This is a genomic window from Thermus tengchongensis (genome assembly GCF_021462405.1).
Classification (GTDB): domain Bacteria; phylum Deinococcota; class Deinococci; order Deinococcales; family Thermaceae; genus Thermus; species Thermus tengchongensis.
In genome coordinates this window covers 17,079-34,693 of the sequence record NZ_JAKEDU010000005.1, presented here as the reverse complement: position 1 = coordinate 34,693, position 17,615 = coordinate 17,079, and the positions used below count along the sequence as shown (strand labels likewise).

At 66.5% G+C, this 17,615-nt stretch carries 22 protein-coding genes; 14 read left to right on the top strand and 8 right to left on the bottom strand.

The genetic code is table 11. The annotated features are described in order from the left end of the window. The first annotated feature begins 45 nt into the window (after nucleotides 1-45). The 6 genes from ccmE to L1087_RS07470 are packed head-to-tail and all read left to right on the top strand — an operon-like array spanning nucleotide 46 to nucleotide 4,915. On the top strand, nucleotides 46-474 hold the full coding sequence (ccmE, locus tag L1087_RS07495; protein ID WP_038041443.1) for a cytochrome c maturation protein CcmE: 429 nt from the start codon (nucleotides 46-48) through the stop codon (nucleotides 472-474). Next, the gene (locus L1087_RS07490) at nucleotides 471-2,402 is read left to right on the top strand and encodes a heme lyase CcmF/NrfE family subunit (RefSeq protein ID WP_234558308.1); all 1,932 of its coding nucleotides are present in this window, start codon (nucleotides 471-473) and stop codon (nucleotides 2,400-2,402) included. The genes ccmE and L1087_RS07490 overlap by 4 nt, the downstream gene beginning before the upstream one ends. 20 nt (nucleotides 2,403-2,422) lie before the next feature. Then, entirely contained in the window at nucleotides 2,423-2,959 is a 537-nt protein-coding gene (locus tag L1087_RS07485) for a TlpA family protein disulfide reductase (RefSeq protein ID WP_135259885.1), read from the top strand. After that, nucleotides 2,956-3,387, top strand: coding sequence for a cytochrome c-type biogenesis protein (locus L1087_RS07480; protein WP_038041448.1), 432 nt, complete (start codon nucleotides 2,956-2,958; stop codon nucleotides 3,385-3,387). The genes L1087_RS07485 and L1087_RS07480 overlap by 4 nt, the downstream gene beginning before the upstream one ends. Continuing rightward, nucleotides 3,384-4,364, top strand: coding sequence for a c-type cytochrome (locus L1087_RS07475; RefSeq protein WP_234558307.1), 981 nt, complete (start codon nucleotides 3,384-3,386; stop codon nucleotides 4,362-4,364). The genes L1087_RS07480 and L1087_RS07475 overlap by 4 nt, the downstream gene beginning before the upstream one ends. Continuing rightward, the gene (locus L1087_RS07470; RefSeq protein ID WP_234558306.1) at nucleotides 4,361-4,915 is read left to right on the top strand and encodes a Rieske 2Fe-2S domain-containing protein; all 555 of its coding nucleotides are present in this window, start codon (nucleotides 4,361-4,363) and stop codon (nucleotides 4,913-4,915) included. The genes L1087_RS07475 and L1087_RS07470 overlap by 4 nt, the downstream gene beginning before the upstream one ends. Here L1087_RS07470 and tyrS read toward each other — a convergent pair. Further along, entirely contained in the window at nucleotides 4,912-6,216 is a 1,305-nt protein-coding gene (tyrS, locus tag L1087_RS07465) for a tyrosine--tRNA ligase (RefSeq protein WP_135259790.1), read from the bottom strand. The genes L1087_RS07470 and tyrS overlap by 4 nt on opposite strands. 22 nt (nucleotides 6,217-6,238) lie before the next feature. Here tyrS and L1087_RS07460 point away from each other — a divergent pair, with 22 nt between their 5' ends. Genes L1087_RS07460 through L1087_RS07450 form a run of 3 tightly spaced genes read left to right on the top strand, consistent with a single transcriptional unit; the run spans nucleotide 6,239 to nucleotide 7,061 of the window. Continuing rightward, nucleotides 6,239-6,616, top strand: a complete 378-nt coding sequence (locus tag L1087_RS07460) for a hypothetical protein (protein ID WP_234558305.1) — start codon at nucleotides 6,239-6,241, stop codon at nucleotides 6,614-6,616. Nucleotides 6,617-6,673: 57 nt separating this feature from the next. Continuing rightward, a complete protein-coding gene (rpsT, locus tag L1087_RS07455) occupies nucleotides 6,674-6,967 on the top strand; it encodes a 30S ribosomal protein S20 (RefSeq protein WP_015717955.1) in 294 nt (97 codons plus the stop codon). 10 nt (nucleotides 6,968-6,977) lie between these two features. Beyond that, complete coding sequence (locus L1087_RS07450) at nucleotides 6,978-7,061, top strand: 30S ribosomal protein THX (protein WP_008632889.1); 84 nt, start codon at nucleotides 6,978-6,980, stop codon at nucleotides 7,059-7,061. A 65-nt stretch (nucleotides 7,062-7,126) separates the two neighbouring features. Here L1087_RS07450 and L1087_RS07445 read toward each other — a convergent pair whose 3' ends face one another. From L1087_RS07445 to L1087_RS07435, 3 genes are all read right to left on the bottom strand, one after another. Then, a complete protein-coding gene (locus tag L1087_RS07445) occupies nucleotides 7,127-7,867 on the bottom strand; it encodes a DUF4388 domain-containing protein (protein ID WP_038041456.1) in 741 nt (246 codons plus the stop codon). Further along, entirely contained in the window at nucleotides 7,852-8,730 is an 879-nt protein-coding gene (gene thrB, locus L1087_RS07440) for a homoserine kinase (RefSeq protein ID WP_234558304.1), read from the bottom strand. The genes L1087_RS07445 and thrB overlap by 16 nt, the downstream gene beginning before the upstream one ends. 279 nt (nucleotides 8,731-9,009) lie before the next feature. After that, on the bottom strand, nucleotides 9,010-10,458 hold the full coding sequence (locus L1087_RS07435; RefSeq protein ID WP_234558303.1) for an NAD(P)H-hydrate dehydratase: 1,449 nt from the start codon (nucleotides 10,456-10,458) through the stop codon (nucleotides 9,010-9,012). Between the two features lie 35 nt (nucleotides 10,459-10,493). On the opposite strand from L1087_RS07435, the gene L1087_RS07430 reads away from it, so the two are divergent. Both L1087_RS07430 and L1087_RS07425 read left to right on the top strand, forming a co-directional pair. Beyond that, nucleotides 10,494-11,255, top strand: coding sequence for an SIR2 family NAD-dependent protein deacylase (locus L1087_RS07430; protein ID WP_135259544.1), 762 nt, complete (start codon nucleotides 10,494-10,496; stop codon nucleotides 11,253-11,255). Continuing rightward, a complete protein-coding gene (locus L1087_RS07425; protein ID WP_234558301.1) occupies nucleotides 11,227-11,763 on the top strand; it encodes a hypothetical protein in 537 nt (178 codons plus the stop codon). The genes L1087_RS07430 and L1087_RS07425 overlap by 29 nt, the downstream gene beginning before the upstream one ends. On the opposite strand, the gene der is transcribed toward L1087_RS07425, so the two are convergent. Then, nucleotides 11,760-13,058 carry a ribosome biogenesis GTPase Der gene (gene der, locus L1087_RS07420; protein ID WP_135259545.1) on the bottom strand — a complete coding sequence of 433 codons (1,299 nt, stop codon included), beginning with the start codon at nucleotides 13,056-13,058 and terminating at the stop codon, nucleotides 11,760-11,762. The two genes, L1087_RS07425 and der, sit on opposite strands and share 4 nt — an antisense overlap. Nucleotides 13,059-13,138: 80 nt before the next feature. Here der and L1087_RS07415 point away from each other — a divergent pair, with 80 nt between their 5' ends. Further along, nucleotides 13,139-13,711 (top strand): lysophospholipid acyltransferase family protein, encoded by a 573-nt coding sequence (locus L1087_RS07415; protein WP_038041462.1) that lies wholly within the window; start codon nucleotides 13,139-13,141, stop codon nucleotides 13,709-13,711. 44 nt (nucleotides 13,712-13,755) lie between these two features. Further along, on the top strand, nucleotides 13,756-14,121 hold the full coding sequence (locus tag L1087_RS07410; RefSeq protein WP_038041464.1) for a DUF4870 domain-containing protein: 366 nt from the start codon (nucleotides 13,756-13,758) through the stop codon (nucleotides 14,119-14,121). Here L1087_RS07410 and acpS read toward each other — a convergent pair. Continuing rightward, on the bottom strand, nucleotides 14,099-14,476 hold the full coding sequence (acpS, locus tag L1087_RS07405) for a holo-ACP synthase (RefSeq protein WP_234558299.1): 378 nt from the start codon (nucleotides 14,474-14,476) through the stop codon (nucleotides 14,099-14,101). The two genes, L1087_RS07410 and acpS, sit on opposite strands and share 23 nt — an antisense overlap. Before the next feature lie 168 nt (nucleotides 14,477-14,644). On the opposite strand from acpS, the gene rsmF reads away from it, so the two are divergent. Next, nucleotides 14,645-16,012, top strand: coding sequence for a 16S rRNA (cytosine(1407)-C(5))-methyltransferase RsmF (gene rsmF, locus L1087_RS07400; RefSeq protein ID WP_234558298.1), 1,368 nt, complete (start codon nucleotides 14,645-14,647; stop codon nucleotides 16,010-16,012). Here rsmF and L1087_RS07395 read toward each other — a convergent pair. Together L1087_RS07395 and L1087_RS07390 are read right to left on the bottom strand one after the other, a co-directional pair. Further along, nucleotides 16,009-17,058 (bottom strand): 3-dehydroquinate synthase, encoded by a 1,050-nt coding sequence (locus tag L1087_RS07395; protein WP_234558297.1) that lies wholly within the window; start codon nucleotides 17,056-17,058, stop codon nucleotides 16,009-16,011. The two genes, rsmF and L1087_RS07395, sit on opposite strands and share 4 nt — an antisense overlap. Further along, nucleotides 17,036-17,590 carry a shikimate kinase gene (locus L1087_RS07390; protein WP_038041470.1) on the bottom strand — a complete coding sequence of 185 codons (555 nt, stop codon included), beginning with the start codon at nucleotides 17,588-17,590 and terminating at the stop codon, nucleotides 17,036-17,038. Before L1087_RS07390 ends, L1087_RS07395 begins: the two co-directional genes overlap by 23 nt. Nucleotides 17,591-17,615: the final 25 nt, after the last annotated feature.

Genomic DNA, 17,615 nt, shown 5'->3' with positions numbered 1-17,615 from the left:
CTTCGGCTACCTGGCCTACCTCTTCTGGCGTTACCGGAGGGTGAAATGAGGGCCAAGTACCTGGTGGGGCTTTTGGTCATCCTGGGCGCCTTGGCCTACTTGATCTTCGGCGGCCTTGGCCAGAACCTGGTTTACTTCCTCACCCCTTCCGAGTACCTCCAGGACCAGGCCCGCTACCAGAACCGTCCTGTGCGCCTGGGCGGCTTGGTGAAGGAGGGGACGGTGCGCTACGACAGGGACCAGCTGGAGCTCCGCTTCATCCTCACCGATGGGGTGGCGGAGGTGCCCGTGGTGCACAAGGGCACGCCCCCGGGGATGTTCAAGGAGGGGCAGGGGGTGGTGGTGGAGGGACGGTTCCAGGGCGACCACTTCCAAGGCACCAACCTCCTGGTGAAACACTCCGAAACCTACCAGGCTCCCAAGGCGGGTTGGACTCCGGAGGAAGTGCGCAAGCTCATTGAGGAGGCCAAGTGACCCCGGCGCTTCTCGGCAACCTGGGCGTGAGCCTGGCCCTGGCCTTCAGCCTTCTGGGCCTGGCTTTGGCCCTTCTTGCCTATGCCCAGGGTGATGGGCGCTTTCTTAAGGGGGCCAAGTCCTTGGTCCTGCCCGCCTTCCTGGCCGCTTTGGTGGCCTTTTTGGCCCTGGAATGGGCCCTCCTCACCCACGACTTCAGCCTGGCCTACGTGGCCCGCAACCACTCCACCCAGGATCCCCTCTGGGTTACCCTGGTGACCCCCTGGGCGGCCCTCGAGGGGAGTATCCTCCTTTGGGGCCTGCTGCAAACCCTCTACACCCTTTTGGCCAGCCGCAAACCCCTGGACCCGTGGCGGGGCTCAGTGGTGTTGGCCGTGCTTTTCGGTATCCAGGTCTTCTTCTTCGGGGTGATGGCCACCATCGCCAGTCCCTTCCAAACCCTGCCCAACCCGCCAACGGATGGCAATGGGCCTAACCCTCTTTTGCAGAACCACTGGATGATGGCCGTCCACCCGGTCCTCATGTACCTGGGCTTTGTGGGCTTAAGCGTGCCCTTCGCCTACGCCGTGGCGGCCATGGTGGTCCGCCGCTACCAGACCTGGGTGGGGGAGACCCGGTGGTGGACCCTGATCGCCTGGGGTTTCCTCACCGCCGGGAAGGTGGCGGGAATGTGGTGGAGCTACGAGGTCCTAGGCTGGGGCGGGTACTGGGCCTGGGACCCGGTGGAAAACGCCAGCTTCATCCCTTGGCTTTTGGCCACCGCCTTCCTGCACACCGCCCTCGTCCAGGAGACCCGGGGGTCCTTTAAGGCTTGGAACTTCGCCTTCGTCACCCTGGCCTTCGCCGCCACGGTGCTGGGGACCTTCCTCACCCGGAGCGGGGTGATCCAGTCGGTCCATGCCTTCGCCGAGGGGCCCGTGGGGCCTGCCTTCCTGGGCTTCTTCCTCCTGGTTACTGGCTTGGGGCTTGGTCTTCTTTCCCGGGTTAGCCGGGAGGTGCGGGACACCGTGGTTTTCCGGCCCCTTTCCCGGGAGGGGGCTCTTCTCCTAGGGGCCTTCTTCTTCGCCGGCTGGGCCTTGGTGGTGGTGCTCGGCACCTTTTACCCCCTTGTGGTGGAGGCCTTCACCGGGGCTAAGGTGAGCGTGGGGGCCCCCTTCTTCAACCAGGTTTCCGCGCCCATCGGGGTAGGGGTCCTGCTCCTCATGGGGGTGGGGCCCATCCTGCCCTGGCGGAGGCCTAGGGCGGAGGTCTTCCGCAACCTGTACCTCCTGCTGGGGGTCTTGCTGGTGGGCACCCTGCTTGGGCTTCTTCGGGGCTATACCGTGGGGGCTTCCCTGGCCCTGGGGCTTTTCCTCTACAACACCGCCGCCATCCTCCTCTTGGTGCGGGAGGGGGTGCTGGCCCGTCTTAGGGCCGGGCTTTCCCCCTGGGGGTTCTTGGAGAACCGTAGGCGGATAGGAAGCCTTGTGGTCCACTTTGCCGTGGCCCTCATGGGGCTTGGCATCGCCTTCAGCCAGGCCTACCGCCTGGAGAGCGAAAAAACCCTTTATCGTGGGCAGGCTTGGGAGGCGGGGGGGGTGCGCATGGAGTTCCTGGGGGTGCGGGCCTTGGACGAGGGGAGGCGCTTTGCCGTGGAGGCTTCCTTGCGCACGGACCGCTTCGGGGAGGTGCGCCCCCGGCTTCACTTCTACCCCCAGATGAACTCCCCTCTGCCCGCCCCTAAGGTGGTCTACACCCCGGGCAACGACTACTACTTCCTCCTCATGGACTTTGACCGGGAGAAGGGGGAGTGGGCTTCTATCCGTCTCATCGTTACCCCCCTGGTCTTCTGGATGTGGGTGGCGGGGGGGCTCATGGCCTTGGGTACCTTGTACATCCTCTGGCCCACGGCTAAGCGGGAAGAGCTTAAGGGGGTGAGCCCAGCGTGAGGTTTCCCGCAGGGAACACCTTGAGGAGCTGGCTGTGGCTCCTTGTGGTCGTGGCCTTGGGGGGGCTTTTTTACTGGGGAATGCAACGAAACCCCAAAGAGCTTCCTTCGGTGCTGGCCAAGGAGCGCCGTCCTGCCCCGGACTTTACCCTGCCGGTGCTGCCCCCTTACCAAGGGGAATGGGGGGAAACCTTCAAGCTCTCCGACCACCTCGGTGGGAGGCCCATCGTGCTCAACTTCTGGGCCAGCTGGTGCTACCCTGCCTGTTACGAGGAGGCCCCGGTCCTCGAGGCCACCTGGCGCCGGTACAAGGACCAGGTGCTGTTTGTGGGCATCAACACCCAGGACAAGGAGGGGGATGCCCTGCGCTTCATAGGGCAGTTTGGCCTCACCTTCCCCCAGGTCTTTGACCCCCGGGGCCGGGTGGGGGTGGACTACGGCATGTACGGGGTACCGGAGACCTTCGTCATAGACCGGGAGGGCCGGGTGGTGGTCCGCCATGCGGGGGCCATCGACGCGGCTACTCTGGAGAGGTACCTGAAGGAGGTGCTCCCATGAGATTCCTCTTGCTGTTGGCCTTCCTGGTCCTTTCCGCCTGGGCCCAGGAGAGCCCTGCCTCCCCGCCCCCGGACCTCCCTCCGGAGGTCTTTGCCATCGCCCGGGAGCTTCGCTGTCCCGTGTGCCAAGGGGAGTCGGCGGCGGAGTCCAACTCCGGGGTGGCGGTGGAGATGCGGCGCATCATCGCCGAGATGCTCCAGGAGGGCAGGACCAAGGAGGAGATCAAGGCTTTCTTCGTGGACCGGTATGGGGAGTGGATCCTCTACGAGCCTCCCAGGCGGGGGGTGACCCTTTGGGTCTGGGTGTTGCCAGTTTTCGGTCTGGTCCTTTTGGGCCTGGGGCTTTTCGCCTACTTCCGGCCCAAGAAACCCCTGCCCCCTGAGCTTCTGGAGGAGGCGGAGCGTCGGCTTAAGGAGCCTCCCGCATGATGGCCACCCTTATCTTTCTGGTTCTGTTCTTTCTTGGTCTCTACTTGGCTTTAAGGCCTCTTCGGGGGCCCCGGGAACCCTTCCCCGAGCCTCCCCGGCGGGAGGAGCTTCTCAAGGAGCTCGAGGTCCTGAAGGAGGAGGTGAAGGGCCTGGAGGGGGAGGAGAGGAAGCTGGCTATGGCCCGGGTGGTGGAGTTGGAACGGGCCTTGGACGGTTGGCGCCCTCCCGAGCCTCGTCCCTTCAACCCCTGGCCTGTGGCCCTGGCCCTGGGGGTGGTGGTCCTCCTGGGGGTGGGGCTTTGGCGCTACACCCTGCCCAGGCTTCCCGGGGAGACCACGGTGACGCAAAGGGCCGAGGCCAGGGAGCTTAAGGCGCTTCAGGACAAGGCCAAGCGCACCGGGGAGGTGGCGGACCTCCTGGCCTGGGGGAGGCGGGCCTACGAGCTTCAGGCCTTGGATCAGGCGGCGGAGGCCTACCTGGAGGTCTTGAGGAAGGACCCCAGGAACGTGGAGGCGGTGCGCCGGGTGGGGATCCTCCTCTTCATGGGCGGGAGGCTGGAGGAGGCGGAGATGTTCCTGCAGATCGCCCAGCACGCCGACCCCACGGCCGCCGAGGGGTGGCTCTTCCTGGGGAACATCTACTTCCAGAAGGGCCAGGCGCAGGAGGCCATCGCCGCTTGGGAGAAGTATCTGGAGGTGGGCGGGGAGGCCAGGGAAAGGGTGGAGGGTCTCATCGCCATGGCCCGCACCCAGGCCCAGGGGGGAACGGATGGGAAAACGGTCTACCAGGCCCGTTGTGCCGCCTGCCACGGAGCCGAGGCCCAGGGGGGAGTGGGGCCTAGGCTTAAGGGAAACCCCATCCTGAAAGCCCCGGAGGCGGTGAGGGAGATCGTGCTCAAGGGCCGGGGCCAGATGCCGGCGGTGCCCTTAGCTGAGGGGGAGCTGAAGGCCCTGCTGGACTACCTATCCGGCCTATGAAGCGGCGGGACCTTGTCTTCTACATCCCGGTGGCGGTGGCCGGGGGGTTTTTCCTCTGGCTTGGGGTGCGCACCTATAACCTCCGCTTCCGCCCAAGGCCCGGGGTGGGGGAGCCCACCTGGAAGGAGGGACCGAAGGTGGCGGTGGCCCGGCGGGGAGAGCTTGCCGTGTGGCAGGTGAAGCCCTTTGAGTACCCCTTGCCCTTAGGGCCCTTGAGGGCTTTCCTTCTCTGCCTGCCCGAGCCGGTTTTGGGAGGGCTTTCCCTGGGGGAGGAACACTACCTGGCCTTAAGCCGCATCTGTACCCACCAGGGGTGCACTGTGAACTATGTTCCCGATCCTGAGGCGGCCTCTATCCTCTACAACGTGCGCCTTGAGAGGCCCTTTTTGGGCTGCCCCTGCCACTTTGGGGCTTTTGACCCCCTCCTTGGGGGGAAGGCGGTGTACGGGCCCCCCCGCTACCCCCTGCCCCGCCTCCGCCTCGAGGCGGAAGGGGACACCCTCTACGCTACTGGGCACGAGGTGCCTTTAAGGCCCATGGAGGGTACTTAGTCCGCCAGCCGCACCCGTACGAAGCGGTCCTTGCCCCGCTGGAGGATGCGGGGGCGGGAAAGGTCCACCTCGAGGGTCGCATCCTCTATAAGCTCCCCATCCAGCCTGAGGCCCCTGTTCTGGATGAGCCTTCGGGCCTCGGCGTTGGAAGGGGTGAGGCCTGCCAGGGTGAAAAGCCTCGCCACCCAGATGCGCCCCTCCTTCAGCTCGGAAGGGGGGATGAGCACCTCGGGCACGTTCTCAGGGATGAGGCCCTTGGCCACCTGGTCGTAGCGGGCCTCCGCCTGGCGCACGGCTTCCGGCCCCGCCTCCTTGTCCTTGCCCAAGGCTTCCCAGGCGTAGCCCAGGCTTTCATAAAAGGCCCGGTCGATGCGGGCAGGGATGGTGGGCAGGGCGTAGGCGGCGGTGAGGAGGCGGGCCAGGACCCGGTGGGCGGGGACGGGGCCTGCCTTTAGAAGGGTTTGGATCTCGGCCTCCTCGAGGTCGGTAAGAAGGCGGAAGTAGCTTTCCAGAAGGGCGTCGGGCACCCACATGAGCTTCTTGAACATCGCCTCGGGGGGCTCGGCCACCCCGATGTAGTTGTCCAGGCTCTTGCTCATCTTTTCCCGCCCGTCCAGGCCCACCAAAAGGGGCATGAGGAAGGCCACCTGGGGGGGTTGGCCGTAGGCCCGTTGCACCTCCCGGCCCACCAGGAGGTTGAACTTTTGGTCCGTGCCCCCCATCTCGATGTCCGCACGGATGGCCACGGAGTCGTAGGCCTGGGCGAAGGGATAGAGGAACTCGTGCAAGGAGATGGGGATGCCGTCCTCGTAGCGCTTTTTGAAGTCCTCCCTTTCCAACATCTGGGCCACGGTCATGAGGGAGGTGAGGCGCACCACCTCCTTGAAGGTGAGCTTTTCCAGCCACTCGGAGTTGTAGCGGAGCTCAAAGAGGTGGGGTTCCTGCCTGAGGATCTTCCCCGCCTGCTCCACGTAGGTTCTGGCGTTTTCCCGGGTTTCCTCCAGGGTCAAGGGGGGCCGGGTCTTGCTCCGCCCCGAGGGATCCCCGATCATGCCCGTGAAGTCTCCGATAATGAGCACCACCTTGTGCCCAAGCTCCTGGAACTGGCGCATCTTCCTCAGGACCACCGCGTGCCCCAGGTGCAGATCCGGCCGGGTGGGGTCGGCCCCCAGCTTGACCACCAACGGGCGGCCCTCCTTGAGTTTTACGAGGAGTTCCTCCTCGGGGATGATCTCCTCGGCCCCCCGCTTGAGGAGGGCCAAGGCTTCTTCCGGAGAAGGCTTGGTGTCGGCGCCTGCCATGAGCCCAAGTATACTTAAGGCAATGCGGACCCTGCTCCTTTTGGCCCTCCTGGCCCTCGGCCTTTACTGGTATGCGGAGCGGTATGGCCTGGCCGTGGGCTACCCACCCTTCCTGCCGGTCTTCTACTGGAAGTATACCGGGGAGGCCCAGTACCCCATCCGGGTGAGCGGCCTTTACGATGCGGTGAAGGTGAAGGTGTCCGGGAACCTCGAGGAGGGGCGGCTTTCCGTGGCCCTTCTCCGGGACGGGCGTGTGGTGGGGGAGAGGGTCTACTCGGGGAGCTTCCAGGAGGAGGCACGGTTTTTCACAAGCCCTGGGGAGTACCTCCTCCGCTTCCAGCTTCAGGGAGCCAAGGGCCGGGTGCGCTACGACTGGGTCACCACTAAGTTTGCCCCTTGAGGCGGGCTATGCTACACTTAGGCCTGGTCTGCCCCTAAGGGGCACGAGGGGAGAACGATGGCGCAGAAGAAGCCTAAGAGGAACCTTTCCGCTCTGAAGCGGCACCGGCAGTCTTTGAAGCGCAGGCTTCGTAACAAGGCCAAGAAGTCGGCCATCAAGACCTTGAGCAAGAAGGCTGTGCTTCTGGCCCAGGAGGGCAAGGCCGAGGAAGCTTTGAAGATCATGCGCATGGCGCAGAGCCTCATCGATAAGGCGGCCAAGGGGTCCACCCTGCACAAGAACGCCGCTTCTCGGAGGAAGTCGCGCCTTATGCGTAAGGTGCAGAAGTACCTTTCCGCGGTGAGCGCCTAGGAGGGAGGGCATGGGTAAGGGCGACCGTCGCACCCGGAGGGGCAAGATCTGGCGGGGCACCTACGGCAAGTACCGTCCGCGCAAGAAGAAGTAGGGCTAGCCTCCTTGGCGAGGCCAAGGGGATGGGATCGTTTGGGGTCCAGGGCCTAGGGGATTCCTCTAGGTTACCTCTTCCTTTTCCATTTCCCAGGTGAGGTCCCTCAGGAGCCATCCCCGGCCCGGGGGGGTGAGTTCCCCTGAGGCCAGGGCCTGCACCAGGTACCGGCGCACCAGGCCGATGGGCACCCCCGAAGCGATCACCTCCCCCAGGTTGCGGGTGCCGTCCAGAAGGGCCTGAAGCTGGCCGAACTCCTCCAGGGTCTTCCCCTTCCTTCCCTGGTACTTGATCCTTAGGGCGTACCAGGCATAGCGGCGAAGGGGGTAAAGGTCCCCTTCCCTTACCCCCATGTAGGCCCGTTCCATGGCGATGAGGAGGGGAACCCCCCAGGCCTTGGCGGCTGCCCGGACACTTTTCCCCCCCTGGAAGGCCTCGTAGGGAGGCTTGGGCCGGATGGCCTCGAGGACCCGGCTGGGGGAGTCCACCAGGGTGCGGAACCGCTCCCACTCGTCGTTGACCCGGGCCCACTCCCCCAGGAGGGTGGAGAAGGGCATGAGGGGCTTGTCCGCGGAGGGTGGGGTTACCCCGAAGCGGAAAACCCCTTCCTGGGGATGCAGGGGGAAACTGAAGAGGGCCTCGAGGCCTTCCCAGTCCAGGATGGCCGCCCCCACCACCTCCCCCCCGGCGAAGCGCAGGGCGAGGGGCAGGTAGTCCACCTTCACTTCCAAGACGCCCGAGCGGCGGCTGGTGTGGATGAGCTCCAGGAGCTCTGCAAGGGGGATGGTGTTCAAGTTTCCTTCCAGAAGTATCCCTCCCCGATGTTCAACACTAGCGTACGCCCTTGTCCCCGGTAGTCCTCGAGGGCCTTTGCCACCTCCTCCAGCTCATCCTCCCGGGCCAAGGCGGCTAGGGTGGGACCCGCTCCCCCCACAAAGGCTGCCAGGGCCCCGGCTTTCAAGGCGCCTTCTATGGCTTCCAAGATGCCAGGCATCAAGTGGGCGCGGTAAACCTGGTGGAGGCGATCCCGGCAGGCTTCCCGTAGGGCCTCTAGCCTTCCTGAGGAGAGGGCAGCAGGCCAAAGGGCACTGCGGGCCAGGTTAAACACGGCATCTTTTAAGGGAACCTTCGCGGGCAAGGCCGCCCGGGCCAGGGGGGTAGGCACTTCGTAGGGGGGTACGGCCAGCACAAAGTACACTCCCTGGGGCTTAGGGAGAGGGATGGCCAGAGGCGGTTCCGCCAGGGCAGCCACGAAGCCGCCGTAGACTGCGGGGGCCACGTTGTCGGGGTGGCCCTCTACTCCAGCCGCCACCCGGAAGACCCCCTCCCGCCCAAGGCTACCCCCGGAAAAGCGGTCCGCCAGGGCCACCCCCGCCACCAGAGCCGCCGAGGAGCTTCCCATCCCTCGGGCCAGGGGGATGGGGTTGAAGGCCCGGATGCGCAAGGGTTCAGGCGGGAGGCCCAAGGCCCGCATCCCCGCCCGGTAACCCTGGTGGATGAGGTTGTCCGTTCCCTCCACGTGGCCCTCGCCCTCGTAGAAAAAAGCGTCCTCTCTTGCGGGCTCGGCTTCCACCTCCAGGTAGAGGTCCAAGGCTACCCCTAGGGCGTCAAACCCCGAGCCCAGGTTGGCCAGGGTGGCGGGGACATAGAGGCGGACTTTGCCTTCCATACGGCCTATACCGCCCCCAGCATACCAGGGGCTTTCCTGGGGTGTTGACAAGAAGAAGTCCCTTTGCTTGCCCTCGCCGTCCTCTACTTTGGCCTTGGCCTCGTGTTCCCTGAGGAGCTGGCTCGTCGGGTAGAGGGGGCGGTGGTCGATCCCTTCGTCGCGGGCGTCCTTTTGGCCCCCTTCCTGTTTCGCCCCGGGTACCCGCCGACGGGTCGCTCTCAGCAGGTGCCCGACCTCTGAAGTGGCCTTTGGCCTTGGGCTGGGCCCTCTGCTCCGGGGTTACACCCAGGCGAAGGGCAGGGGGCTTTGCCCTCGCACCAGGGCTTCCCTGGCCCGGGGCAGGGCCTCCGCCACCTCGCGGGCTAAAAGCCCAACCCCCTTTTCCGCCGCCAGCAAGTCCCCGGCGAGGCCGTGGAGGTAGACCCCAAGCCTTGCGGCGTCAAAGGGGGCAAGGCCGGCTGCCAAAAGGGCGGCGATGGCCCCGGAGAGGACATCCCCCGTGCCCCCGGTGGCCAGGGCGGGGTTGCCCGTGGGGTTCACGGAGAGGCGGCTACCTTCCGCCACCACCGTGGGGTTGCCCTTCAGTACCACCACCTGCCCCGTGGCCCCCGCCAGGGCCTGGGCCGAGGCCAGGGGGTCTTGGGCCACCTCCTCGGGGGCCTTCCCGAGGAGCCTGCCCGCTTCCCCTGCGTGGGGGGTGAGGACGGCTTTGACTCCGGCCTTGCGGTAGGCCTCCACCACCTCGGGCTGGAGGGCGTCGGCGTCCAGCACCGTGGGTAGCTGGGCCTGAAGGGCCGCCAACGCCCACTCCCGCCCCCAAGGCCCCCCGCCCATCCCCACCGCCAGGGCCTCCACCCGCATGGACGGGAGAGCAGGGGCTTCCACGGGGTGGAAGACGGCCTCGAGGGGCTCCAGGGGGGTGCCTTCCGGGGCCACCAGGTGCACCAATCCCGCTCCCATGCGGTAGGCGCCCCAAGCGGCCAGGACCGGGGCCCCGGCGTAGCGGAGCCCCTCCCCCCGAAACCCCCCCAAGACCCCCACCCGGCCCACGCTCCCCTTGTGGGCGGTGAGGGGGCGCTGGGGCAGGAGGGGGAGGAGGGCCTCCGGCGTGGCCACCTCGGGCAGGTCCTCCCGCTCCAGGAGGTGCCGGGGCAGGCCGATTTCCGCCAGGAAGAGTCGGCCGCAAGCCTCCCGCAGGAGGAGGTGGGGGGTTTTGAGGGCGGCAAAGGCCACGGTGGCCGTGGCCCGCACGTGGGGGGCGTAGGGAAGCCCCGAGGGCAGGTCCAGGGCCAGGACGGGGAGGCCGGAGGCGTTCACCCGGTCCACCAGCCCGGCGTAAAGGCCCCCCAGGGGCCCCTTCAGCCCGGTGCCGAAAAGGGCGTCCACCAGCACCTCGCCCGGCCCCCAGGCGGCTTCCTCCAGGGGGCGCAGGTCCAGCCCGTGGGCCTCGAGGGCCTGCCGGGCCAAGAGGGCGTCCCCCTCCTGCCCCTCCGCGGCGTAGACCCGCACGGCTACGCCTTCCAGGAGGAGGTGCCGGGCCAGGACCAGGCCGTCGCCGCCGTTATTCCCCTTGCCCGCCAGCACCACGGCGGGGCGGTGGCCAAAAAGCTCCCGGTAGACCCTCGCCGCCTTCCACCCCGCCCACTCCATGAGGAGGAGGCTGGGGTAGCCCATCTCGGCTGCCTTGCGGTCCGCTTCCCGCATGGCCTCGGGGGTGAAGAGCCTCATGGCTTCCAGGATACCTTCTGCGTTACCATGGCCTTATGGAGCGGCTGGAGGAAGCCCGCGCCCGCCTGCGGGCAGCCCGGCGGGTGGCGGTTCTCACCGGAGCGGGCATCTCCAAGCCCTCGGGGATTCCCACCTTCCGGGATGCGGAGGGGCTTTGGAAGGAGTTTAACCCCCTGGATTACGCCACCCCGGAGGCTTACGCCCGGAACCCGGAGAAGGTTTGGGCCTGGTACGCCTGGCGCATCGCCAAGGTGCGGGAGGCCCTTCCCAACCCGGCCCACCTGGCCCTGGTGCGCTTGGAGGAGGAGGTTTTGGCGCGAGGGGGGGAGTTCCTCCTGGTTACCCAGAACGTGGACGGCCTCCACGCCCTGGCGGGGAGCCGGAACCTAGTGGAGCTTCACGGCAACCTCCTCCGGGCCCGCTGTGAGGCGTGCGGGCATCGGTTTTTGCTCCCCGACCCTTTCACCCCTCCACCCTTCTGTCCCCTTTGTGGGCATAGGGCCCGGCCCGACGTGGTCTGGTTTGGGGAGTTCTTACCTGAGGGGGCTTGGGAGAAGGCGGAAAAGGCCTTTGCCCAGGCGGATGTGGCCCTGGTGGTGGGCACCAGCGCCGAGGTGGAACCTGCGGCTTCCTTGGGACGCATTGCCTTCACAGGCGGGGCTTATCTGATTGAGGTCAATCCCGAGCCCACCCCCCTTACCCCCTTGGCCCACCTATCCTTGCGGATGGGGGCGGTGGAGGGCTTGCAGGCGCTGGGATATGGGGAGAGTGGAACGCATCCTTCGGCTTCTGGCTGACGTGGCCACCCTGGCCCGGGGTGGGGTGGTGGCCCTGGTTCTCCTCCGGGTGGGGGAGGGACCCGAGGCCCTGGCCGGGGTGGTGCGCCTTTTGCTCCTGGGTTGGACCCTGGATGTATTGGACGGGGTACTGGCCCGGGCCTCGAGGCGGCCTTCGCCCCTGGCGGCCTGGGATTATCCCTTGGATGCCGGGCTTGCCTGGGCAGGCCTGGCCTATCTGGTCGGGGCGGGGCTGGTGCCGGAAGGTTTCGCCTGGAGTTGGGCGGTGGGGAGTCTGGTCCTCCTCCTTCGCTATCCCAAGAAAAGCCTTTCCATGCTCCTGCAAGTACCGGCTACCTTCGCCCCTTTCTACTACGCCCATAAACTGGCCCCGGAGGCCTTTTGGGAAGCAGTCATCTGGGCCTTTCTTATGCTTCTTCTAGATGGAAGGCGCTTTTTAGGGGTGGTGGTGGAGTTTATGGTGGACGCAGGCCTCTTGGCTTCCGCGCGCCGGGAAAGCCGCCCTTAGCCTTCTTCCCGACGTCCGCGGAAGACCAGGCGGAAGGGCACTTCCTTAAGGCCCAGGTCCTCACCGATGCGGTTTTTCAGGTAGTTCTCAAAGGCCCGGGTCACGAACTCCGGGTGGTTTACGAAGAAGACGAAAGTGGGTGGGGCCACCTCGGGCTGGGTGGCGTAGAGGATCTTCAAGGGTTTGCCCTTGAAGTTGGGAAGTTGCACCTTCGCCGTCCAGACGGAAAGCCAGCGGTTGAGCTCGGCGGTGGGGATGCGGGTGTGGTTGAGCTCGAATAGGCGCACCGCCTCGCTGAAGATCCGCTCCAGGTTCTGCTTGGTGAAGGCCGAGGTGAACACCCGGGGAAGATGCTCCAGGTGCGCAAGCTTTTCCTTCAGTTCCCGCCGCACCTTGGGGGCTTCTTCCTTCCGCACCAGGTCCCACTTGCTGATGACCAGGACCACAGGCTTTCCCTTTTCCAGGGCGTGGTTGGCCAGCTTGAGTTCCCGGTCTCCCACCTGGAAGGGGTCTATGACCAGAAGGACCACGTCCGCTTCCTCAATGGCCTTGAGGCTTCGCCGGATGGCCAGCTCCTCTACCAAGGTTTCCGGCCGCTTGCGGATGCCGGCGGTGTCCACCAGGACGAAGGGTTGGCCGCGGAAGGTGAAGTGCACGTCGATGGCGTCTCGGGTGGTGCCGGGCTCCTCGGAAACAATGACCCTTTCCTCCCCCAAAATGGCGTTGAGGAGGCTACTTTTCCCGGCATTGGGTCGGCCCACGATGGCGAGCTTGATGCCCGCCACTTCCGGCTCCGACTCGATGTGCCGAACAGGAAGCTTTTCCCAGATGGCCTCCAGGAGTTCCTCGAGGCCTCTTGCATGCTCGCTGGAGGTGGGGATGGGATCGCCGAACCCCAGGGTATAGAGGGGGCCCAGGTAGTGCTCGTGCTTGGGGTCGTCCACCTTGGTGGCCACCAGGATCACGGGCTTGCCCTTGCGGCGTAGGTACTCCGCCACCTCGTAATCCGCCTGGGTGAGCTCGGAGCGGCCGTCCACAGCGAAGAGAACCACCTCGGCGTCCTCCAGGGCCCGGTCCACCTTTTCCTGGATCTTCCGCTCCCACTTGTCTCCGGACCAGAGCCCCCCGGTGTCCACCAGGAGGAAGCGGCCCTGGTCCGTTTCCACCACGCCCTCCTTGAGGTCGCGGGTGACCCCGGGCACATCGGCCACCACCGCGCTCCTTTTCCCCAGGAGGCGGTTGAACAGGCTGGACTTGCCCACGTTGGGCCTTCCCACGATCACGACCTTGTGCATCTTCACCCCAGAAAAGAGGGGTGGGATCACCCCACCCCACCTTCCTTCTAGTGTACCACAGGGGGTATACTGGCGAGGTTATGCGCATCCTCGCAGGCTTGGTTCTTCGCGGGCTGGGCTGGCGCTACCACATGCCCGAGCCTCCCAGCAAGAAGTACGTGCTCATCGGGGCGCCCCACACTTCCAACTGGGACTTCTTCGTGGGCCTTCTGGCCCTTTGGGCCTTAGGCATCCGGGCCAGGTGGCTGGGCAAGAAGGAGCTTTTCCGCCCGCCCTTGGGCTGGCTTCTCCGCCTCCTCGGGGGCATTCCCGTGGACCGCTCCCGCAAGAATAACCTGGTGGACCAGGTGGCGGCCATCTTCCAGCGGGAGGAGGAGATCGCCATCCTCATCACCCCCGAGGGCACCCGGAGCCAGGCCCCCTACTGGCGCACCGGCTTCTACTACATGGCCCTGAAGGCGGGGGTGCCCATCGCCCTGGGTTACGCTGACTTCCGGCGCAAGGAGGTGGGCATCGGGGGCTACCTCTGGCCCACGGGGGACATAAGGCGGGACTTCGCCGAGATCCGGGCCTTCTACCAGGACAAGGTGGGCCTTAGGCCGGAAAAACAAGGACCCATCCGCATCCGGGACGAGGTGGAGGGGGTGGCCTAGGCAAGCGGGAGCCTCAGGTTTTCCTTCTTTGGTAAACTGGTTTTATGGAGCAACCCACCCCCTTGACGGATGCAGAGCGCACCTGGGCGGCGGTGGCCCACCTGGCTCCCTTGGTGGGGTACTTCATCCTCATAGGCCAGATCCTCCTACCCCTGGCTATCTTGGTTTGGGGTCCTAAAAGCTCCTTTGTGCAGGCTCACGCCAAGGAGTCCTTAAACGGGCAGATCAGCTACACCCTTTACGGCCTCGGTCTTTTCCTTTTGGCCATCACCGTGGTGGGGCTCGTGGTGGCGGTGCCCTTGGCCGTGGCTCTCCTGGTCCTGGTCCTTTGGAACATGGTCCAGGGAGCTTTGGCGGCGGGCAGGGGAGGGACTTACAGCTACGCCCTCATCCTCCGGCTGGTCCCCTAGCCTCCAGCACTACCACCGCCAGGGCGTGGCTTTTCTCGTGGCTTAGGGAGAGGTGAGCGAAAAGGTTTTCCGCCTCGAGGCGGGCCTTTACCCGGGGAGCAAAGCGCAAAACCGGCCTTTTCCCCTCCATCCCCACCCAGACCTCCTTCCAGGAGAGGCTTTCCGGCCAGCACTTTTGGAAGGCCTCCTTGGCGGCCAGTCGGGCGGCCAGGCTGGGGGCGGGGTCCTGGTGGCGGAGGGCGTAGGCCAGTTCCTCCTCCGCGAAAAGCCGCTTCAAAGCGCGCTCCCCGTGGCGGGCGAGGAGCCTCCGCACCCGGGCGATCTCCACCAGGTCGGCGCCCAGGGCCCGGATCATTGGGGGTCAGGGCGGACGCACGCCCCCCGCCCCCGGGGGTTTTCCGGCCAGCTTCCTGCCGCGGCATCCTGAGGGGGAAATCCCGGTTTCTGCCCTCCTCGGTTCATGGCCCCATTCTAGGGGGCCTTCGGCTTGTGCCCGGGGGGCTGGTTGTGCTAGGGTACTCCGGTGTTGCCCAAGGCCTTCCTCTCCCGCATGGCGGAGCTTTTGGGGGAGGAGTTTCCCCTTTTCCTCAGGTCCCTTACGGAAGGGGAAAGGAGCTATGGCCTTAGGGTGAACACCCTGAAGATAACGCCGGAAGACTTTACAAGGATCGCCCCCTGGCCCTTGAGGCCCATCCCGTGGTGCCCAGAGGGGTTCTACTACCCAAAGGAGGCCCGTCCCGGTCCTCACCCTTTCTTCTACGCCGGGCTTTACTACATCCAGGAGCCAAGCGCCCAGGCCGTGGGGGTGCTTGTGGACCCTCAACCGGGAGAGCGGGTTTTGGACCTGGCGGCGGCCCCGGGGGGGAAGACCACCCATCTCCTGGCCCGCATGGGGGGGCGGGGCCTCTTGCTGGCCAACGAGGTGGACAGCAGGAGGGTGCGGGGCCTTATGGAGAACGTGGAGCGCTGGGGGGCCCGCCTGGGGGTGCTTCAGGCCCCACCCAGGGCCTTGGCCGAGGCCTTCGGCCCCTACTTCCACCGGGTGCTCCTGGACGCCCCCTGCTCCGGGGAGGGGATGTTCCGCAAGGATCCGGAGGCCATCCGGCACTGGGGGCCTGGAGCGCCCAAAAGGGCCAGCGAGGTGCAGAAGGCCCTTTTGGCCCAGGCCGCCCGCCTGGTGGGTCCGGGGGGGGTCTTGGTCTACTCCACCTGCACCTTTGCCCCCGAGGAGAACGAGGGGGTGGTGGCCCAGTTCCTGAGGGAGCACCCCGAGTTCCACCTGGAGGACGCCCGCTTCCACTCCCTCTTCGCCCCTGGGGTGCCGGAGTGGGGGGATGGAAACCCCGAGCTAAGGAAGACCGCCCGCCTCTGGCCTCATCGCCTCGAGGGGGAGGGCCATTTCCTGGCCCGCTTCCGCAAGGAGGGGGGTAGCTGGGGCACGCCCCCTAAAGAGCGCCTTCCCTCCTTGAGCCAGGAGGCCCGCAAGGCCCTTGCGGGTTTCCTGGAAGAGGCGGGTCTAGACCTGGAAGGGCCCATCTGGGAGCGCGCGGGCCACCTGTACCTGGTGCCGGAGGAGCTTCCTTCCCTTTCCGGCCTCAGGGCCCCCGCTCCCGGGCTCTACCTGGGCCGAGTGCAAAAGGGCCGTTTCCGCCCGGCCAAGGCCCTGGCCCTGGCCTTCGGGGCGACCCTTCCCTGGCCCAAGCTCCCCCAGGTTTTCCTGCTTCCGGAAGACCCCCGGGCCCTGGCCTTCGCCACCGGGGAGGGGGTGGGGTGGGAGGGGGAGGACCTGTCCCTGGCCCTGGTGGCCCTGCAAACGCCCCTGGGGGCCTTTCCCCTGGACTTCGGCAAGGCCAAGGCTGGGGTGCTACGGCCCGTGGGTTTGGGGCTTTAGGGGCGGACGAGTCCTGCCGCCTCCAGTTCGGCCTGCCACGCCCCGTAGGCTTCCCGCAGCAGGGCTTCCGGCAGGGGGCGGACCTCGAGGCGCCCCAGGGCCAGGGGCACCACCCAGTGCAGGCTTTCCGAGACCTTTTTCTTGTCCCGGGCCAGGTAGGGAAGAAGGTCCTCCCAGACCAGCCGGGGCAGGGGAGGCGGGGCGAGCCAGCGGAGGAGGCGCTGGATGAGGGGGACCAGGTCCTCCCCCCCCAAGGCCCTGCCCAAAAGGGCGGCGTAGAGGAGGCCGTAGGCCACCGCCGCCCCGTGGGGGAGGGCGTGGTGGGTGGCGGCTTCCAGGGCGTGGCCCAGGGTATGGCCCAGGTTCAAAAGCCTACGCTCCCCCCTTTCCAGGGGGTCCCGCTCGGTGATGGCCACCTTCACCGCCACCGCCTGGGCCAGGTAGGCCTCCAGCCTGGGGCTTTCCGGGGCCAGGCCCTCCACCTCTAAAAGCCCCTCGTCCCCGGAGATGAGGCCGTGCTTGAAGGCTTCCACCAGGCCCTCCTTGAAGGTGAAAGGGGGAAGGGTCTTGAGGGCCCTGAGCTCCGCGTAGACCCCTTGGGGGAAGTGGAAGGCCCCCACCAGGTTCTTCCCCTCGGGGAGGTTGAGGCCGGTCTTGCCCCCCACGCTGGCGTCCACCACGCTCAGCGTGGTGGTGGGGAAGGAGAGGTAGGGGATGCCCCTCAGGTAGGTGGCGGCCACGAAGCCCCCCAGGTCGGTGAGGGTGCCCCCGCCCACCACCAGCAAGGTGGTGTTACGGGGCAAGCCCCTTTGGGCCAGGAAGGAGAGGACCCGGCCGTAGACCTCCAAGGTCTTGGCTCCCTCCCCCCCTTCCAGCCCCAGGCGGTGGGGCACCTTTAGGGCCTCGGCCACCTCCAGGGCGAAACCCTCCACCTTGCGGTCGTAAAGGAGGGCCTTGGGGCCCTGGGGCACCTCCACTTGGGCCAGCACCCCCTCGCCGATGGCGATGGGGTAAGGAGAGGGCTTACGGACGCTTAGCCTCTGCATAGCGCCAGAGCTTCTCCACCACTTCCTCCACCACTTCCTCCACCTTCCTGCCGTCCGTGGATACGTGCACGTGGGCCTCCTGGTAGATGGGTTTGCGGGCCTCGAGGAGGGTCCTTATGCGCTCCAAGGGGTTTTCCACCTGTAAAAGGGGCCTTTCCCCCGGCTTGCGGGTGGCCCGCTCCAGGATGGTTTCCGGGCTGGCCCAGAGGGCCACCACTGGGCCCCGTTGCAGGAGCAGGGCCCGGTTTTCCGGGTCCACGAAGGTGCCCCCGCCCAGGGAGAGGACCAGAAAGTCCTTGGCGATGAGCTCCCGCACCGCCTCCTTCTCCATGCGCCGGAAGGCCTCCTCCCCGAGATGGCGGAAGATGTCGGGGATGGAGAGGCCGGTGCGCCGTTCGATGTAGCGGTCCAGGTCGATGAAGTGGAGCATGAGGGCGCGGGCCAGCTCCCGGCCAATGCGGCTTTTCCCCACCCCCATGAAGCCGGTGAGGCTCACGAAGGTGGCGGGGCGGGGCACCTCGAGGCGGGCCATTGGCCTATCCTAACCCGGCAGAGCT